We start from the raw sequence: 16,854 nt of genomic DNA, 5'->3' as shown, positions 1-16,854 counted from the left end.
CGATGCGCACCCGCATAGCGGGTGGTTTATTTGTTTCGCACCTTCGGAGCGAAACGGACTTAAAGTCACATAATGAAAAACTTCCGAATTTGCCATTCGAAAGTCCGTTCCTTATGCTTAATCTGAGCCTGTTAGCAGGCTATTTCCAATAATACCAATGGTTACAATAGCAATCCCAAAGAATCCCAAAAGGCTAGGTAGACTATCTCCGAGGAAGAGGCAACCACCCAAGAGGGTAAAGAGAACTTCACCAGCCTGAGTGGCTTCAACCACTGCCAGTTGCTTATGGTTATGCTTAACTAGATTAGTCGCCTCGAAGAAAAGCAAGGTTGCGACAACCCCAGAAAAGACAGCCACAATTAAAGACTGTAAAATCTGTCCACCTGATGGAAGCCCAGCATCTGCTACAGCAAAAACTGACAAAAGCAACCAAAAAGGCGTACTCATCAAGGTCATCCCAAACACGCGCTGCGTCGTTGAAAGCTGATCCTGCTTGCAGTGGACCATCATCTTACGATTGCCCAAAGGATAGGCAAAAGCAGCCAGTAAAATCAAGAGACTAGCACGGACCACACCGCTACCAAGACCACTACCAAAGTAAGGAATCTGGATGAGAATAATACCTAAAAGGATGACCAATGTCATAAGCAGTTGCTTACCAGGTACCTTCTGCCCAAAGAGAGGGGTCAAGAGCAGACCAGCTAGAATCGTAATCTGCCAAGTAGCCGCCACAAACCATGACTCGCCATAAATGGACGCTAGAGACAGTGGCCCATAAAAAAGCCCAAAACCAACCGTACTCCAGACCAACCAGGTCAAGGGGGCTTTCTTAATGGCAGACAATACACCTGCCAGCTCACCCTTACGCCAGACCAAAACAGCCAGCATAGGCAAACTAAACAAGTAACGTAGACTAGCACTCCACATCCAGGACCCACCTGAAAGGTTCATACTACGATTAAAAATAAAAGTAAAAGCAAAAAAGAGGGCACCAAGAATACCATACCAAAGCGCCCTCGCAAATTGAGATTGTTTCATAATTGTAAACTCCTGTAATTATTCTATTGTACAGTATTTAGAGCAATAAAAAAAGGAGGTCATCATAATGACTTCCTTTAATCGTATACAGTTTTCCTTAAGAATCAAGTAAGCAACCTGTATCTTAGTCACCTCTTAGCTGTACTTGTGTACGGGCTAGTAGGTCTCCTAGATGCCTCTTATCTTTCCTAAATATCGTCATTGCCAGTAGCAAAACTGCAAGTAGAGTCGCCGAATTAGAAAGGATAATGGATACCACATCAAAATCACTATATAAGCCATGAATCGTGCCCATATGACCGAGTTGCCAAGGTAAAAATTTGATGACATTTCTAATCAAGCTAGCCTGCACTGTTTTTTTCTGGTAGACAAGTTCAAGTCCCGCTTTTACCTTCCCAAAACTGCCATCATTTTTATAATCCAAGAATGTGAAAAGGAGCGTGATTGGCAAAACAGAGGTGAAAAATACAAGCCACTGCGACTGAATTTCTGCAAACTCTGGGACACCATTAAAAAAGATGATGTAAATAAGCATCGAACTTAAAAACAGAAGAACTAAATAAGCTAGAATGAAAAGATAATCAAAGAGAAATTCAATCATTCTTTTTTTAAACGGAATAGGGTTTATTGCTATAATTTTCATCATCGTCTCCCCCTTTCTCATCTCCTATTATAACATTTTTAATATTCTAAATAATATTTGAGAAGAAAATCCGCTGGCTAGCGCCCTCGCAAATTGAGATTGTTTCATAACTGTAAACACCTATTATTGCTCTATTGTACAGTATTTGGAGCAATAAAAAAGGAGGCCATCATAATGACTTCCTTGGTTTAAGTTTTCACTTAAACTTGTCCTTATACTTCTTCATATACTTCTTCCCATACCATTCTTCTACTGACTTGCCTTCCCAATCACGATATTCCTCAGGATACTTCCATTTGTAGTAGCCTTGCAGCATATAGGGGAACATGAAATAAATTTCAAAGGCAGCTATTAATATATTGAACACTAAGAATAAAAATAAAACGCTTAATCCTCCAACCAAACTATCTGCATTTCTTATTGAATCCGAAAATATGGTACGAAAAATTATCCAGAGTGCTACGACTATTCCACCATACTTGACAATAAATCTAAATACTCTTTTAAACAATCTATCAGTTGGACTCTCTATTTCAGTACCACCATATAATAAATTTAGCAATGAGGTAGTCTTATCACGTATCATATAAATGATTGTGAAAAGAATTAGTCCTTCAAAAGCGGCCATTCCCAAATATCCAAATAGACCATAAAGTAAATTCAACAATAGAAGATTTAGTTCAATTAGGAGCCATATTATAAAGGAAACCATAAAATGAAATTGACCTCTATAGATTAAAATGAACTGTTGGTTGAATCGCTTCCCTACTATAATCAGTAAAAGCCATATTACCAGTCCCATCCAAAATACCCAGTAGGGAAGAAAATTGATTTCGGACAAGCCTACTGTTAAATCTTTAGGATTAGCATGATAAAATAAATAATCATTTAAAGCAACAATCAACCAATTAGGACCGATTATAAATAAGATCGTCAAGATTACTAACCAAACATAAGACTTCAAGGTCCCTCTGTATTTTTCTTTTTTTAGAGCATCCTGATAGTTATCCTGTGCAAATTTTCCTGAGACACTATCGTCTAATAAATTTAAACTCTCTTCAAAACTTGCACTAAAGATTGATTTTTTCTTCATTTTTAGCTTTCAACAACTCCTTGTGTTTCTTCAAATACCGCTTGCCATACCAATCTTCCAGTGATTTTCCTTCCCAGTCTCGGTATTCTTCAGGGTATTTCCATTTGTAGTAACCTTCTAAAAAGAAAGGAAACTCCATGAAGATAACCATCGCCAAAAATCCAATATCTATGATTAGCCATGTCAAAAACAAGCCTAACAAGGTCAAGCTTTGTGAAACTGCTACTCCCGAATGCGACAGGATTATTTTGATGATTACAGCAAGACCTAGAACTCCAGAACCATAGGTGGCGATTAGGCCTACTATTCTATCAACAAGAGTTTTTCTCGCCTCTTCACCGAAAAAACAAGAGCTTAAACTTCTTTTCTCCATACGGAGAAATATTAGGGCAATGATAAACAAGAGAATGTAAATGAACCAAATTCCTAATGAGGTTAGGGGCGGGAGGGCTATAGTTATTCCCAAGAGATTGAATTCAAGACAGAACCAAAATAAAAAGGTCTCGATATGAAAGCGATATCTGTATGGTCGAAGAAATGGTTTTCGCACAAATTTTCCAATAAGAACGAGTGATAGCCAAATAAAACAACAAATAAGGAATAATTCAGGGGTCAACAGTGATGGCTTGTGAACTGGCAGAGTTAAATCCTTAGGCTCTGCAACATCCAAAGAAGAGGCAAATAAGGCAAGGAGAAAGTTCCCTCCAAAAACAAACAAAACACTGTAGAGAATACTTTTTATTCTAAAACCAATACTTGGCTTTCCATTATTTAAGCCTTTTCCAAGTTTTTCGTAATAGTCTTTTTTTATATACTGAAGCGAAGCATCGTCTAATAAATTTAAACTCTCTTCAAAACTGGCTTTAAAGATTGATTTTTTCATTTTTACCTTATCAATAATTCCTTGTGTTTTTTTAGGCACTTCCAATTAATCTCTATTTCGATTGGTTAAATCATAAAGAGCGAGACAGACCTTTTTAGTTTTCTCAGCTAGTGTAGAGTCTGTGTTTAACTGAGCCTCTAGCTATTCTCTGGACAAATCAGGATCTATCAGCACGATTGAAAGAATGAGATAACTCTCAAAAAGTTCTTATATTTCTGCTTTAATTCCGTCTGACTGATTGCTTCTCTAGCATCCTTTATGACAGCATCAAAATCTCCTGACCTAGACTTTACGAGTGCCTTGCTCTACCAACTGAGCTAAATTGGCTAACACTTTTATAGTATGGCACTCTCAATTTTTTGTCAGGAAGTTTTAAACGATTTTCTTTATCAAAATCTGGCAAGGATTCTGGGGATCCCATAGTTGAGGAAAAATCTCTAATTTTTTAAAACCAACACTTCGATAAAAGACATTTGTTCGATCATAATCTTTATTAGAGCCTTCTGCTACTGTTTTTACCTGTAGGTAGTCTACTTGTTTGCGTGCTTCACTTTCTAAAGTAGCAAGCAATTGACTCCCAATTCCTCTACCTTGATGAGCTTTTTTACACCGAGACAATCAATCTCTGCACAATCTTCACTAGAATAGGACAAGCTCACAAAGCCAAGCAAATTACTCTCCTGATAGGCTGCCCAAACTTGCAAATCTTTGGCTCCTTCGATGTAGGCTTGCGTGCTTTCAGGTATTCCAAACCATTCTGGCAAATCCTTTAAAACCTCATCAACAACTGCCATTTTTTGATCTTCATCCTTGACTTCTTCAATTGTAAACATCATAAGTTCCTTTCTTGATTTTAGTCTTACTTTCCCCCTTACGAGCCAGCACTTTCGTAGGCATCCAAGCCCCTATCCCAGAGTTTGAGGGAAATGAAAAAGAAGACAAGAGAAATCAGAATCAAACCACCGATATTAAAGAGCCCATTCTTACCCTGCAAGAAATAACTGGCAGGATAGTAAGCCGTAAAGGCAAATGGCACGATAAAACTGATCAACCAACGAAGGAGCGAATTGTAAATGGAAATCGGGTACTTGGCAAAATCATTGAACATATAAAAAATATAAATCATGGCGCCTGACTGTTTAGTCCAAAAAGCGATACTGGCTGTCGCTATTTTCAAGGAAGTATAAATCAAGGTAGCAAATGGAATACAGACTAGGAAAATCAGGAATTTGGGAAGCGTCCAAGCAATGCTTGATACTGTTGTTCCTAATAGAATGCAACCGACCAAAAGTTCCCCCAAGGCATCAATCTGAAAGGTCTCAACCAGAATATGAAAGAGAGGGTTGATAGGACGAGTCAAATACTTGTCAAATTCCCCTTTTCGGACTAGTCGTTGACCTAAGGCCCAGAGATTGTCAAAAAAGAGATGGTCCAATCCCTTTGGAATTAAGGAAAAGCCATAGATAAAGGCAATCTCTTGAAAGGTCCAACCTTCTAGCGAGGGGATGTGTTGAAAGATGACATTGAGAAACAAGAGGTTTAGGCCTTGAGTCAGAAAGACTCCCAACACACCTACCACAAAATCCACCTTGTATTCCATGATTTGCTTGATGTATTGTCTGATAAAAATCAGATGCATGCGTTGATATTTTTTCATACTAACCTCCCTGAATGGTGATAAATGACTGGACTCGTTTCCAAATCAACTGAGACAAGCCCACCATCACTATAAGCCAGAAAAACTGCAACGCGAGTGCTTGAAGAATCTGACTAGCATCGTATTTCCCAACAATAATCATGACCGGAGTGTAAATTAAGGATGAAAATGGCAATAAGGAGAGAATATCTGAAACCACCTTTGGAAAAAACGTTAAGGGAATCAAACTTCCAGACATAAAGGCCACTATAGAAGTCTTGAGTAAATTGGAACCCCAAAGATTTTTAAAGACAAAGGCTGAAAATCCAAAGCAGATGTTAAAGAAAAAGTTAATCAGATAAGCCAGAGTTAAGCTAAAGAGATAAAGGACAGTTAATCCTAGCACCTCTAGAATACCTTGCCCAGATAAGATTTTCATCAAAACAATGACACTTAAAAATGGCAGTCCAACAGAGATAAAAATCAACCACTTGGAGCCAAGTTCGGTGAAAAGGTAAGAGGCCGCAAAATGCACTGGTCTCAGCAAGCGCATGATAATGGAGCCATCCTTGACCTCCTCCCCAATCATAAAGGAGCTATCAGACCTGGTCAAAAGATTGGTCACAAAACTCATGATGATGTAGAGAGTGATATCTGCCATACTAAAGCCCTGAATCAAAGGCTCCCGGGAGGAGTCAAAGACTGCCTTCCAGAGATAGAAAGCGACAAAAGCCCCCATGACATCACCAATCCGATAGAGAATAAAGTTGACTCGATAGGTAATCAACTCCTGAATCCCTGCATTGATAAAGGGTTTATACCGTCTCCACAATTTGACCATCTTAGAGCTCCTTTCGATAGAAGCGACGGATAATATCTTCAATATCCGTATCTACCATCTTCAAATCACGGACTTCAAAATCAGATAAGGTTTGCTTGATAATATCGGCCGACTGGTAGCGGGAACTATCGAATTCAATATTGAGAGTATTTCCTTGTCTATCGATGGTCATATCAGGCAAGCCTTCATAATGAGAGACGAGATGACTTTGACCTGGCATCAGATCGAAGGAAAGAGTCTTCATCTTGCCAAAGGTCTCCTTGAGCTGACTCACCGTTCCATCAAAAATCTCTTGCCCCTTATCAATCATAAAAATCCGATCACAGAGTTGCTCAATATCACTCAAATCATGAGTAGTCAAGAGAATAGTTGTCTCTTCCTCCTGATTAATCTGGGTGATAGCACGTCGAATGTTATCCTTGACCGACACATCCAAACCAATAGTCGGCTCATCTAAAAAGAGAACTTTGGGATTGTGAAGTAAGGAAGCCGCAATATCCGCCCGCATCCGTTGACCTAGTGAAAGAGTCCGCACGGGATCCTTGATAAAGTCCTTCAAATCCAAAACTTCATTCAAAAAGTCCATGCGCTTATGGAAAAGCGAGTCCGGTACATCATAGATCTCTTTCAAAACCGTGTAGGTCTCTTGCAGTGCCAAATCCCACCATAGCTGGGTGCGTTGTCCGAAAACGACTCCAATATCCTTGACATAATCCTGGCGATTATCCTGTGGAATCTTGCCATTAATCCGACAAAAACCAGATGTCGGTTTCAAAATTCCTGTCAGCATTTTAATGGTGGTCGACTTCCCAGCACCATTTGCCCCGATAAAACCTAGAATCTGCCCCTTGGGCACTTCAAAGGTCAAATCCTTGACCGCTTCAAAGGTCTGCTTTTCAGGATGAATAAAGGAACGCAAAGCCCCCTTCAACCCCGGTTCCTTGACTGTCTTCACAAAATTTTTCTGAAGATGTTTCACTTCTATCATTGTCATATCTATCTCCTACAGTAAAAAATCAACAAACCGTGTCCTCTAAACACAAAAAGCCAATTTCTCATCTCCTAAAATCTGCCTTCTTTATCACAGCAGAAGACCTTAGTATTACTCTATTATAAAGCAGTTAAAAAAGGAAACCAAGTGTTATTCTCGAAAAAGAGAAAATAGTTTTGATACTTGAAAAAATCAAAACCACCCGTCTAATTCACTAAACAAAATGACACAATTCAATAATTCATCAAAGCCTCTACATATTCCTGTAGAGGCTCATTTCAACTTCTCTCATTCTTGCTTGTGAATGTTTAGATAGATTATAAGGTACAAAAAAGCCACCATATGGTGACCTTTAATTAATAAAATTTCTTTTATAAACTTCTCCTCATCCCAACCAATCTTTTTCTTTGGCAATGCGGACGGCTTCTGTTCGGTTGCCTGCATCAAGTTTGGTCAGGATGGCTGTCATGTAATTTCGGACAGTTCCATTTGAAAGAAAGAGGGTTTCAGCGATTTCTTGGTTGGTTGACCCTTGGGCAACCATAGCCAAGACTTCTTGTTCACGTTGACTGAGTGGGTTATTATCAAAGGCGACACCTTCGACAAGCTCTGGTGAGTACTCCTTATGACCTGCTAGGACGGTATGGATGGTCGCCATGAGGTCACTGATGGAACGCTCTTTGAGCACGTAGGCATCCACCTGCGCTGCAAGGGCTCGTTTAAAATAGCCTTTACGTTTGAAGGTGGTCACAATAACGACCTTCGTTTCTCTTTGGTTGGCACGGATCCACTCTAGGACATCAAGGCCTGTCTTAGCTGGCATTTCAATGTCTAAAATGGCTACGTCGACTTCTTCTTTTTCCAAGAGAGCAATGGCTTCTTGACCATCACTGGCCGCATGGACCTCTTCGACATCGTCTTCCAACATGAGAAGTTGGCAGAGAGCATCCCTCAACATTGACTGGTCTTCGGCAACTAACAATCTCATGCTTTTCCTCCCTCTTTCAAATGCACACGAATAATGGTTGGATGCGATTGAGACAGAATTTCCAAGTCTCCATCGACCAAACTGAGGCGCTCTCTGATACTGTGTAGTTCTTGTCCAGTGACTTCCTCAAAGCCACAACCATCATCCTCAAACTCAAGGACAATACCATGATCACGTCTTAGACGAATCTGACAGCTATCGGCCTGGCTATGTTTGATGACATTATTAGCCAGTTCACGAAGCACCATGGACAAGGTAGACTGACTAACGGGTGACAGGCTGTCTAAATCAAGGCTACTATCCACGGTCAGGACGATATCAGATAGGTCAAAGAGCCGCTCAAGTTCCAGTAGCTCCTCGGCCACCGTTCGGTACTTGAGCTTATTGACAATCTCACGCACCTCATACATGGAGTCTCGGCTAATCTGGTTCAATTCTTCCAGATTCTTTCTAGCAGCTTCATACTGCTCCTTGTCCATCTGTTTCAAAGCCAACTCGGTTTTAAGACTCATCATGGCAAAGGTATGCCCTAAGGTATCGTGCAAGTCACGACCAATACGATTACGTTCATTTTCAGCTGATAGGATATTGATGGTACGGTTGGCTTCTTCCATCTTTCTCTCCTGACGTATACGGTTTTGAAAATAGTACATTCCCAACGAAAAGAGGAGAATAGCCATAGACATGAGGTGGGTACCCAAATCGTCTGTCAATAGGAAGGATGATAACGTCAAAATCAAGAGTGTCGCTAGAAAGGATAAGAAGCGATAAGATGATATGCTATCCTCAAAGCGCCAAACGAGAAGATTGACGTTGAAAAAAATAAACCACATCATCCCCCCCTGGAAGGTCAGGGTCATAAAGATAATGTAAGCTAGAGTGTAAAACCACAGAAAGGGAATCCACTTACTATAAGCTTTTTTCAAATATACCATCAGGAGATAAGCTATGGTAAACAGTCCAGTCAAAACTATGGTCCAAACTGGAAAATACCCACCAAAGACTCCTAAGATTGGGAAGACTAGGAAAATCAGACTAACAAAATAAGCAAAATCATTTTTCTGGTATGTTCTAAACATGGTCACTTTCTCTGTACGATTTGATAAAAAGGGCTAAGCCTGTAGCTATTGTAGCATAGACCAAGATAAAAATGAGTGATTTCCATGAAAATTCCCCTTTTTTTGCGAAATTGACTACCAACTGATTGATATGGTAGATAGGTGTCCACTCCGAAATGTGCTGAACCCATTTTGGAAACATGGTAACTGGCATCCAAGAACCACCGATAATAGCAAGTCCAAGAAAGACGATATTTCCGACGATAGCCATGATTTGTTGAGACTTAATTTGAGCTAGGAGCAAGCCAAAGGATAGGAAGACTAGGCTTGACAAGAGTAAAAGAGCCCCTGAACCAAGCCAATGTGATAATGGCATCTTAACATCACGCACAAAAGCTCCTACACAGAAAGTTACGATGATAGCAACCATAAAGTTCATAAGAACTCGGAAGATTTTAGAGAGGTAGTAGGCCTGAATACTGATTTTTGAATGTTCGATGTAGGTTAGCCAATGCTCCGTTTGATCCTCTCTAAGCATGTAGGGAAAGGTAAAGAAACCAAAGCTGGACATAGAGAATCCTGTCATTGTCAACATATAAGACAAGATAAAGGCTTTTTGTGACTCTGGGTCAGGACTCATTTCCATACCTGAATACAAGAGGAAAAATCCGACGGGCATTCCGATAGACATGATAAAGACGGGCCAACTGCGCCATGTTTTTATCCATTCGATTTTAAGTAGTGCTTTCATGACTTGTCCTCCCTTGTGCTATCAAATAAGCTATCTAAAAGTGTTTTGTTTTGAATTTCAATGTCAGAAATGCGACAGCCTTGAGCTTGTAAACTACTCCATACACTTTCAATATCTTTTGTCATAAAGGTTACAACATCACGTTTTTCAGTCACATCATAAATGTCTGCCAGTTTGTCAAGACTTGGCGCAAAGCGACTTGGTAAGGTGACTTGTTTTTCCTTTTCTTCGCTACGCATAGCGTGTGGCGTAGTATCCCTGATGAGTTTCCCTTGATGAAGGACCAAGATACGGTCCGCTGTGTGCTCGACTTCTTCGATATAGTGGGACGAATAGAGGATGGTCACACCTGACTTTTTCAGATCATTGATGATTTCCCAGAAACGTTGGCGTGTCGTAGTGTCCATCCCTGCTGTCGGCTCATCTAAAAAGAGAATGTCAGGCTTGCCAATTAGACAGAGAACAAAAGCAAGAAGACGTTTTTGTCCCCCTGAGAGTTTGTCCGCAAACTGCTGATACTGATCGTCTTTGAATTGTAAGAGTGCTTGAATCTCTACTTTAGATAATCCATTCTCAGAAATATCTTGGAAAAAAGTAATCAGTTCCTTGACTTTTAATTGTGAGGGAATGGTATTTTCTTGGAGGAGAACTGCAATTTGATCTTGTGCTTTACCCGTTTTGCCCTTGATAAAGACTTGACCACTACTGGCTTTCTTATCACCAAGAATACAGGACATTAAGGTCGTTTTACCAGCACCATTTGGCCCAATTAAGGCAAGACAGTCGCCTTGTCCCATCTCAAAGCTAATATTGTCTAAAATTGTTTTTCCTTTGATCTTTTTGACAAGATTTGTGATTTGAAGAACCGCTTCACTCATGTTTGTGATTTCCTTTCTTTTGATAAAAAGCTAAAAAAACATAACAAGCTGCAACAGACACACCCATAACACTGTAGAGAATATCACTGCTGCCATGAAGTAGAACATAAGCAAAGAGGATGGTCCAAGTTGTTGCTAGGAGCATAATGCTTAGTATTTTCAATAATTTCATACTGGGCCTCCTAGTTTTTCAATTCTTTAATGACAAGGTCGATAAAACTTTTAGCCATAGTGATGAGAATGTAGGCTGAGATAGACAAGCCAATAATCATGCCTAGATTTGAGAAGATAGCTTCAAAATTGCCTTTTTCAAAGATGTCAGTAAACATGCTAAGTCCAGCAAAGACAGTTCCGATGACAGCGTAGATAAGGTAAGATGTTTTGATTTTCATGAGATGACCTCTTTCGTTTTTTATTATTTCTAAGTTATGACTAAAGTATATCTTTTTGGTCACTCTCTTTTTAGCACCAGATGTCATGACATGACATGACATTTGTCATGTGACGTAAAAAAAGCCAACCTAAGGTCAGCTTTCTATAGTCTAATATCGCTCAGCGAGTTCATAATATGTGCGGACGACACGTCCTTTATAATGTACTCTGACTTTCCGTAGCCAAAGGCTATCACCCTTTTCAAGAATATTAAAGTTAGATTGGCTGACGAAAAAGTTACGTTTAGTGTCACCAACCTTAACCACTAAGAAATGATTAGCCCTTGTTCTTGGTGCTTTGGCAATTCTCTTTCCAATGATGACACCAACAACTTTAGACCAATCCTCGCTATAATAACCCATCTTGGTTAAGACAAAGAGGAGAAATCTATCCGTTAATATCCAGATAATAGCGATAAACCCAAGCAAAAAAACGATAAAGATTCCCGTCACCAAGCCTAGACTACCACTTTCACGCCCACTTTCAAACCAGAGATGTAAGCCTTTCTGATTTCCAAAATACAAGAGAGCTAGGAAAATACCTGTAAGGAGGAGAGCGAAGACTCTTTCACTATTTCTTAAAATAAAATCTTTCATGTCCTACTCCTTCTCTACCGTAGTGTAGCTACCATTTTCACTCTTGATAGCAATATCTGATGACATGGCAACTAATAAAGTAATTGGACCACGGACTTGGCCGTCACTATCTCTAAGTTCCCAATTGCTACCGTCAGTTGTTGTTGCAATCCCCTTGGTCTCTTGGCCATTTTCATAGACCGGCAAAACATAAACTTCTGTCACACCTGGTAGTTCTTGACGCTGTCCTGTCGAGCTATCCTCAATCACAAAGGTTGAACTGGCCTGGTCGTAGACCACCTTTTTAGTGTCAGAAATGGGCTTGTCTGACTTTTTAGCCAAATCAGATATGGCAGATGCTGCTTTATCTACCGTCCCCTGTGAGACCAGTTCATTTCCTGTAAGCCCTGTAATGACTTGTATCTTCTTAGGTTGCGATTTCAGCATTTCTCGGGTGAAAAAGCCATTGGCGAGGAAAAAGATACCACATACCATAATGAGAAAATAGACGACAATAATCTTTTGCCCTGTTCGGGTGGGCTCGGTCACTTCTGTCACTTGACGTATCGGACGTCCCTGCCAAACATCTTGCTTGTATTTCTTATCCAAGAGGTCACAAAGGTAGGCCTCCAACAATGTGAAATCAAACTCCTTGGCTAACGTTTCAAGCCCTTCCAAGGTCTCATATTTCAGGCCGCCTCTTTCGAGTATAGCTCCTATAGTCTTAGTCAAACGGTAGGCAAAATCCTGATCACCCAACCAGCCCAAATCAGAGCACTGATTGATATAACCTTTGAGTTTAGAAATAGTCAGAGGATTGCAAAGAAAATACTCCTCAACAACTTGAAGAAAACTATCCTGATCCTTAATAGCTAAATCTTCTCTAAGAACAGAGTCCTCGCTAGTCCTTGAATAAGGCTCACTATGATTGAACGTTTCATGAATATCAGATAAGGCTAACTCATCCAACTGTTCCTGTTCTTCCTCAGAGATCACCTGCTGAAAGTCATGTTCTGTCACTTGCTTGTCTTCGACTTCTTCCGTCGCAGAAGCCGTAAGCTCAAGTTCTTCAAAACTTTCTTGATTTTGACTAGACTTGCTAGCATCTGCAGCTTGTTTAAAGGAAGCTTCTAGCTGAGAGGCAGATACCAGACCGACCACGCTGCCATCGGCCTGTTTATGGCCTATGACGGCATCCATATCCTCATTTTCAGAATGCAATTTTTGCCAGGCAAGGGCCTCTTGATAAGCCTTTTGCAGGCGTTGGAAATTTTCAGGGTCATCCTCAGGGTGATAGACCTTACTCTGTTTGGCATAGGCTCTCTTGATGTCTTTAAGATTATTGGTTGGTTGAATGCCCAAAATCGACCAAAAATTCATGCGTCACCTCCTATCTCCAGAAATTAGGGTCATCAGACCTATCAAAGGGCTCACCAGTCTCCTCATGGTCAGCTTCTTCTTGACGGAAAATATCCAAATCATCTAGTGACATGATATTTTCAATGCTATCAAGATAAGCTTGGTAGCGTTTCACAATCTCTTTTCGCTTCTTGATATTGTTAATAGCCAACTGATAGCCTTTTTCAAAATCTTCCATTTGCCACAAAAAATGTAATTGCATCTTATAAGGCATTTCCATAATTAAACGATAGGCCCGCTCAGTCTGCGTTTTAAAGTCGGCCTCAAAGGACAATTGATCAGAGACAAGCTTGATATTCTCCAAATGCTCACTCTTGTCGACTTCTTCGATTTTACTTTGACTACCGATACGATACGTTTTAGTCTCGCCTGTTGACCCCAGTTTAACCTCTATATAGAGCATGGAATTAATATCGTAAGTAAAGGTGGTCTCAAAAAACTCTGTCTTAGTCGCAGTCCCAGGAACATCGATAATAAACTCATCCAAAAAGAGATTTGCCTCAGGATCGAGCGATTCTCCCTGATAAATCATAAAACGACATTGTTTCTGTCCCCGACTGGCATAATAATATTTGCTTGCAGAGGTTGGAAGGACAGATAGCTTATTAATGACCTTTGAAAAGATATTTTTATCAAAGTCAGAGTCATAGGCACTGATTCCCAATGAGAAGGGACAAATATCTGTAATCACCAAATCTTTGACCTTCTCTTGACGCTCCTTGACTGCCAAGTAAGTCCCCAAACCACGTGCAACCAACTCATCCATATCCTTCAGACGCTTAATAGGAAGATTGAGCAGATTCGTGATATAAGATTGAACCAAAGGCATCATGCTAGACCCACCGACCAAGATAAAGGCATCCAGTTCATGTGCCTTGTAACCACTATCACTCACCGCCCTACCAATAACTTTCTTAACACGGTCAAGAACCGGTTGAATGATGGTCTTAAGCTCTGCCTGATTGTATTGTTTCATGTAATATTGGTTATCATAGGTCAAGGATACCGCAGCCACTTTTTCCTTTTGCAGCTTGAGTTTGCATCGTTCTGCGGATAAGAGGAGACTAGATTTTTGCTTCCTATCTAATTTCTCCAAATCAATCCCTTGCGACTGGCAAAAGTCTTCAGCAATAGCCTTATCAAAGTCACTACCACCCAAGAAGTTATCACCTGCAATGGAAACAATTGAAATCACATTATCAAAGCAATCAACCACAGAAACATCAAGCGTTCCTCCTCCAAAGTCGAAAACGATGAAAGACTCGTCCATACCAATCTTATGACAAGAAATAGCTGCCGCAGAAGGCTCGTTAATCAAACGTTCTACCTTAATGCCCAATCGTTGTCCAATAGCCTTAGTCGCAGATCGTTGGTTCTCGTTAAAATAAGCTGGCACACTAATAAGTATCTCATCTACCTTTTCACCTAAGTAACTCTCCGCATCTGCTACTAATTGTTTAACCACCAAAGTTGACAAATCCGTTGCCGAGAAAGCTTCCCCATCAAGGTAAAATATTTCATTGGTTCCCATTGAACGTTTAAAGAGTTGGGCCGTATTCTCAGGGTCAGTCACTAAGCGTTCCTTCGCAATTTTTCCAACCGTCAAAACATCATCAGACACATGGACCACGCTAGGCGTCAAATATTCGCCAAAGCCATTTGGAATCAGCTCAACCTCACCCTCACGATAGGTAACCGCTAGACTATTCGTCGTTCCCAAATCAATACCAATTGTTGCCATAACATTCTCCTAAACTGCTTTTGTCCTTCCATTATAACATAGTCAAAAACTTCCTTTTCAAGAAGTAAATAAACAATTTCAAATGTTCCATGAACTAAGAAAGTCAGCAAAGAATGACAGATGATTCTCTTTGAGAACGAAGTGAGTATAACTGAGACTTTCCGCTGTGATAAAAACCCCTGAAGAACTTAAACTTCAGGGGTTCGGAAGTTTCGAGACCTTATACTCTAAGCTTAGGTATGGAACTTCTTTGAAGTTCGCTGACGTCCGTCATTACCTAAGGAAAGTCTCGAAAAAGATTCTTTATTAAAAAATAAAAGCCAACCCAAGGTCAGCTTTTCATTTATCTTTTTAATTATTTTTTGAATGGTTCTTCCACCATGATGAAAGGATAGAACCTGAGATATTGTGCCAAATACTGAAGATAGTTGATGGGATGGCAGCTTGTGGCACGAAATATTTCATGGCAAGGGTTGCTCCAAGACTTGAGTCTTGCATCCCCACTTCGAAAGTAATGGCTTTTTGTTGTGGTTCTTCCAAACCAAGGATTTTTGAAAATCCAAAACCAAGGGCATAACCACAAAGGTTATGAAGCATAACAACTGGGATAACAAGGGCTGTCGCTGCTGTGAAAATATTGGCATGGTTGGCAGAAACAACTGCTCCAACAATCAAGAGGATGGCAGCTTGTGAAATCAAAGGCATAATCTTGATGATGGCATCGATTTTCTTACCAAAGATTGAGTGAACGAGCACACCCAAGATAATAGGGACAACCACGATACGCAAGGTACTTAGGAAGAGGCTTTGGGCAGGGACACTCACGTACTGACCAGCCAAGAATGACAAGAGGGTTGGAATCATGAGTGGTGCCAAAAGAGTTGAGAGGGTTTCAATAGAGACATCCAAGGCAACATCCCCACCTGAAAGGAAGGCCATGACACTCGATGAAGTCCCACTTGGACAAGAGCCAACAAGGATAACCCCTGCTGCTGTCGCACCTTTCAGATGGAAAATCATACAAAGCAACCAAGCCAAACCAGGCATGATGACATAGTGGGCTACAGTCCCGAGAACAACTGGAATTGGACGCTTAGCAATACGTTTAAAATCTTCAGTTGTCAAGGTAAGCCCCATACCAAAGAGAATCAAACCAAGCAGATAAGCCGTATTGGGAATGACCCAACTACTAGTTGCGGGAAGGGCATAGTTAAAGGCCGCCCAGAGGATAACAGCTACAGTAAACCATTTGCTGAGCCATTTACTAAAAGATACAAGTGACTCCATAATGAAACCTTCTTTCTATTTTCACAGAATAGTATAGCACTTTCATTTTGAATTCCAAGGTAAATTTCGAATTTTCTGAAATTAATTTCAAAAAAAATAAACCCTCACACTTAAGATGCGAGGATTATTGATTTTATAAACCTTAAGACTTATCTTCTAACTTCTCTTCAAACTGTTGAGTCCGTTCTTCGCCCCACCATAGTGGCAATAATTCGCCCAAAGTAATGGTTTGACGTGTGTCGTAGTCAACCATAAACTCCAAGTTACGATTGTCAGGATGGAGTTCCATTAGAAATTCTCGACAAGCCCCACAAGGCATGCCAGATGGTCCACCATGAGGTGGCTGGTCACGAAAGGCGATAATACGCTTGACCTTAGTTTGACCAGTTTCTTGATACATATTGAAAAGGGCAGCTCTTTCGGCACATAGATGGAAAACACCACACGTTCCTTCCATACAAAAGCCCGTGAAAATTTGCCCATCTCCAGCCTCAACGGCAGCCACAACGTGTCTAGCATAGACAAAGTCTGAGACTTCCTGTGGCTGATACAAGGCTTGAGCCTTTTCATACATTTTCTGCCAGATATCCATTATTTCTC

General features: G+C 40.4%; 20 protein-coding genes. All 20 read right to left on the bottom strand.

Annotated elements, in window-relative coordinates; genetic code table 11:
* Positions 1 to 117: 117 nt before the first annotated feature.
* Positions 118 to 1,038: a DMT family transporter gene (locus tag AX663_RS04665; RefSeq protein ID WP_021143980.1), complete on the bottom strand. Its 921-nt coding sequence runs from the start codon at positions 1,036 to 1,038 to the stop codon at positions 118 to 120.
* A 124-nt stretch (positions 1,039 to 1,162) separates the two neighbouring features.
* On the bottom strand, positions 1,163 to 1,684 hold the full coding sequence (locus AX663_RS04660) for an RDD family protein (RefSeq protein WP_229039791.1): 522 nt from the start codon (positions 1,682 to 1,684) through the stop codon (positions 1,163 to 1,165).
* 193 nt (positions 1,685 to 1,877) lie between these two features.
* The gene (locus AX663_RS04655; protein ID WP_060972845.1) at positions 1,878 to 2,774 is read right to left on the bottom strand and encodes a hypothetical protein; all 897 of its coding nucleotides are present in this window, start codon (positions 2,772 to 2,774) and stop codon (positions 1,878 to 1,880) included.
* Complete coding sequence (locus tag AX663_RS04650) at positions 2,752 to 3,657, bottom strand: hypothetical protein (protein WP_060972850.1); 906 nt, start codon at positions 3,655 to 3,657, stop codon at positions 2,752 to 2,754. The genes AX663_RS04655 and AX663_RS04650 overlap by 23 nt, the downstream gene beginning before the upstream one ends.
* Before the next feature lie 372 nt (positions 3,658 to 4,029).
* Positions 4,030 to 4,227 carry a GNAT family N-acetyltransferase gene (locus tag AX663_RS10935; RefSeq protein WP_231724209.1) on the bottom strand — a complete coding sequence of 66 codons (198 nt, stop codon included), beginning with the start codon at positions 4,225 to 4,227 and terminating at the stop codon, positions 4,030 to 4,032.
* A complete protein-coding gene (locus tag AX663_RS10930; RefSeq protein WP_060972843.1) occupies positions 4,212 to 4,490 on the bottom strand; it encodes a hypothetical protein in 279 nt (92 codons plus the stop codon). The genes AX663_RS10935 and AX663_RS10930 overlap by 16 nt, the downstream gene beginning before the upstream one ends.
* 38 nt (positions 4,491 to 4,528) lie before the next feature.
* Positions 4,529 to 5,314, bottom strand: a complete 786-nt coding sequence (locus AX663_RS04635; RefSeq protein ID WP_002891220.1) for an ABC transporter permease — start codon at positions 5,312 to 5,314, stop codon at positions 4,529 to 4,531.
* A 1-nt stretch (position 5,315) separates the two neighbouring features.
* Complete coding sequence (locus AX663_RS04630) at positions 5,316 to 6,134, bottom strand: ABC transporter permease (RefSeq protein ID WP_060972842.1); 819 nt, start codon at positions 6,132 to 6,134, stop codon at positions 5,316 to 5,318.
* Between the two features lies 1 nt (position 6,135).
* Positions 6,136 to 7,128: an ABC transporter ATP-binding protein gene (locus tag AX663_RS04625; RefSeq protein WP_060972841.1), complete on the bottom strand. Its 993-nt coding sequence runs from the start codon at positions 7,126 to 7,128 to the stop codon at positions 6,136 to 6,138.
* A gap of 382 nt (positions 7,129 to 7,510) precedes the next feature.
* On the bottom strand, positions 7,511 to 8,113 hold the full coding sequence (locus AX663_RS04620) for a response regulator transcription factor (RefSeq protein WP_060972840.1): 603 nt from the start codon (positions 8,111 to 8,113) through the stop codon (positions 7,511 to 7,513).
* The gene (locus AX663_RS04615) at positions 8,110 to 9,192 is read right to left on the bottom strand and encodes a sensor histidine kinase (protein WP_060972839.1); all 1,083 of its coding nucleotides are present in this window, start codon (positions 9,190 to 9,192) and stop codon (positions 8,110 to 8,112) included. The genes AX663_RS04620 and AX663_RS04615 overlap by 4 nt, the downstream gene beginning before the upstream one ends.
* Positions 9,185 to 9,922 carry an ABC transporter permease gene (locus AX663_RS04610; protein ID WP_014621744.1) on the bottom strand — a complete coding sequence of 246 codons (738 nt, stop codon included), beginning with the start codon at positions 9,920 to 9,922 and terminating at the stop codon, positions 9,185 to 9,187. Before AX663_RS04610 ends, AX663_RS04615 begins: the two co-directional genes overlap by 8 nt.
* Complete coding sequence (locus tag AX663_RS04605) at positions 9,919 to 10,800, bottom strand: ABC transporter ATP-binding protein (RefSeq protein WP_060972838.1); 882 nt, start codon at positions 10,798 to 10,800, stop codon at positions 9,919 to 9,921. The genes AX663_RS04610 and AX663_RS04605 overlap by 4 nt, the downstream gene beginning before the upstream one ends.
* Positions 10,793 to 10,972 (bottom strand): hypothetical protein, encoded by a 180-nt coding sequence (locus AX663_RS04600; protein ID WP_049528118.1) that lies wholly within the window; start codon positions 10,970 to 10,972, stop codon positions 10,793 to 10,795. Before AX663_RS04600 ends, AX663_RS04605 begins: the two co-directional genes overlap by 8 nt.
* Positions 10,973 to 10,982: 10 nt before the next feature.
* On the bottom strand, positions 10,983 to 11,192 hold the full coding sequence (locus AX663_RS04595; RefSeq protein WP_014632978.1) for a hypothetical protein: 210 nt from the start codon (positions 11,190 to 11,192) through the stop codon (positions 10,983 to 10,985).
* A gap of 150 nt (positions 11,193 to 11,342) precedes the next feature.
* Positions 11,343 to 11,828, bottom strand: coding sequence for a hypothetical protein (locus AX663_RS04590; protein ID WP_060972837.1), 486 nt, complete (start codon positions 11,826 to 11,828; stop codon positions 11,343 to 11,345).
* Positions 11,829 to 11,831: 3 nt separating this feature from the next.
* Positions 11,832 to 13,187 (bottom strand): J domain-containing protein, encoded by a 1,356-nt coding sequence (locus tag AX663_RS04585; RefSeq protein ID WP_060972836.1) that lies wholly within the window; start codon positions 13,185 to 13,187, stop codon positions 11,832 to 11,834.
* A gap of 10 nt (positions 13,188 to 13,197) precedes the next feature.
* Positions 13,198 to 14,967 carry an Hsp70 family protein gene (locus AX663_RS04580; RefSeq protein ID WP_060972835.1) on the bottom strand — a complete coding sequence of 590 codons (1,770 nt, stop codon included), beginning with the start codon at positions 14,965 to 14,967 and terminating at the stop codon, positions 13,198 to 13,200.
* Between the two features lie 351 nt (positions 14,968 to 15,318).
* Complete coding sequence (locus AX663_RS04575) at positions 15,319 to 16,254, bottom strand: bile acid:sodium symporter family protein (protein ID WP_013990402.1); 936 nt, start codon at positions 16,252 to 16,254, stop codon at positions 15,319 to 15,321.
* A gap of 142 nt (positions 16,255 to 16,396) precedes the next feature.
* Complete coding sequence (locus tag AX663_RS04570) at positions 16,397 to 16,846, bottom strand: cytidine deaminase family protein (RefSeq protein WP_004182315.1); 450 nt, start codon at positions 16,844 to 16,846, stop codon at positions 16,397 to 16,399.
* Between the last annotated feature and the right edge of the window lie 8 nt (positions 16,847 to 16,854).

Origin of the sequence: Streptococcus sp. CCH8-H5, assembly GCF_001556505.1 — a bacterium.
Taxonomy (GTDB): Bacteria; Bacillota; Bacilli; order Lactobacillales; family Streptococcaceae; genus Streptococcus.
Note: the sequence above shows the minus strand (reverse complement) of the source record. Positions and strands in the feature narration are given on the sequence as shown.

Excerpts from the sequence above, each read along its gene's own strand:
- AX663_RS04665 (WP_021143980.1), bottom strand. The coding sequence starts at position 1,038 with ATGAAACAATCTCAATTTGCGAGGGCGCTTTGGTATGGTATTCTTGGT.
- AX663_RS04660 (WP_229039791.1), bottom strand. The coding sequence starts at position 1,684 with ATGATGAAAATTATAGCAATAAACCCTATTCCGTTTAAAAAAAGAATG.
- AX663_RS04655 (WP_060972845.1), bottom strand. The coding sequence starts at position 2,774 with ATGAAGAAAAAATCAATCTTTAGTGCAAGTTTTGAAGAGAGTTTAAAT.
- AX663_RS04650 (WP_060972850.1), bottom strand. The coding sequence starts at position 3,657 with ATGAAAAAATCAATCTTTAAAGCCAGTTTTGAAGAGAGTTTAAATTTA.
- AX663_RS10930 (WP_060972843.1), bottom strand. The coding sequence starts at position 4,490 with ATGTTTACAATTGAAGAAGTCAAGGATGAAGATCAAAAAATGGCAGTT.
- AX663_RS04635 (WP_002891220.1), bottom strand. The coding sequence starts at position 5,314 with ATGAAAAAATATCAACGCATGCATCTGATTTTTATCAGACAATACATC.
- AX663_RS04630 (WP_060972842.1), bottom strand. The coding sequence starts at position 6,134 with ATGGTCAAATTGTGGAGACGGTATAAACCCTTTATCAATGCAGGGATT.
- AX663_RS04625 (WP_060972841.1), bottom strand. The coding sequence starts at position 7,128 with ATGACAATGATAGAAGTGAAACATCTTCAGAAAAATTTTGTGAAGACA.
- AX663_RS04620 (WP_060972840.1), bottom strand. The coding sequence starts at position 8,113 with ATGAGATTGTTAGTTGCCGAAGACCAGTCAATGTTGAGGGATGCTCTC.
- AX663_RS04615 (WP_060972839.1), bottom strand. The coding sequence starts at position 9,192 with ATGTTTAGAACATACCAGAAAAATGATTTTGCTTATTTTGTTAGTCTG.
- AX663_RS04610 (WP_014621744.1), bottom strand. The coding sequence starts at position 9,922 with ATGAAAGCACTACTTAAAATCGAATGGATAAAAACATGGCGCAGTTGG.
- AX663_RS04605 (WP_060972838.1), bottom strand. The coding sequence starts at position 10,800 with ATGAGTGAAGCGGTTCTTCAAATCACAAATCTTGTCAAAAAGATCAAA.
- AX663_RS04600 (WP_049528118.1), bottom strand. The coding sequence starts at position 10,972 with ATGAAATTATTGAAAATACTAAGCATTATGCTCCTAGCAACAACTTGG.
- AX663_RS04595 (WP_014632978.1), bottom strand. The coding sequence starts at position 11,192 with ATGAAAATCAAAACATCTTACCTTATCTACGCTGTCATCGGAACTGTC.
- AX663_RS04590 (WP_060972837.1), bottom strand. The coding sequence starts at position 11,828 with ATGAAAGATTTTATTTTAAGAAATAGTGAAAGAGTCTTCGCTCTCCTC.
- AX663_RS04585 (WP_060972836.1), bottom strand. The coding sequence starts at position 13,187 with ATGAATTTTTGGTCGATTTTGGGCATTCAACCAACCAATAATCTTAAA.
- AX663_RS04580 (WP_060972835.1), bottom strand. The coding sequence starts at position 14,967 with ATGGCAACAATTGGTATTGATTTGGGAACGACGAATAGTCTAGCGGTT.
- AX663_RS04575 (WP_013990402.1), bottom strand. The coding sequence starts at position 16,254 with ATGGAGTCACTTGTATCTTTTAGTAAATGGCTCAGCAAATGGTTTACT.
- AX663_RS04570 (WP_004182315.1), bottom strand. The coding sequence starts at position 16,846 with ATGGATATCTGGCAGAAAATGTATGAAAAGGCTCAAGCCTTGTATCAG.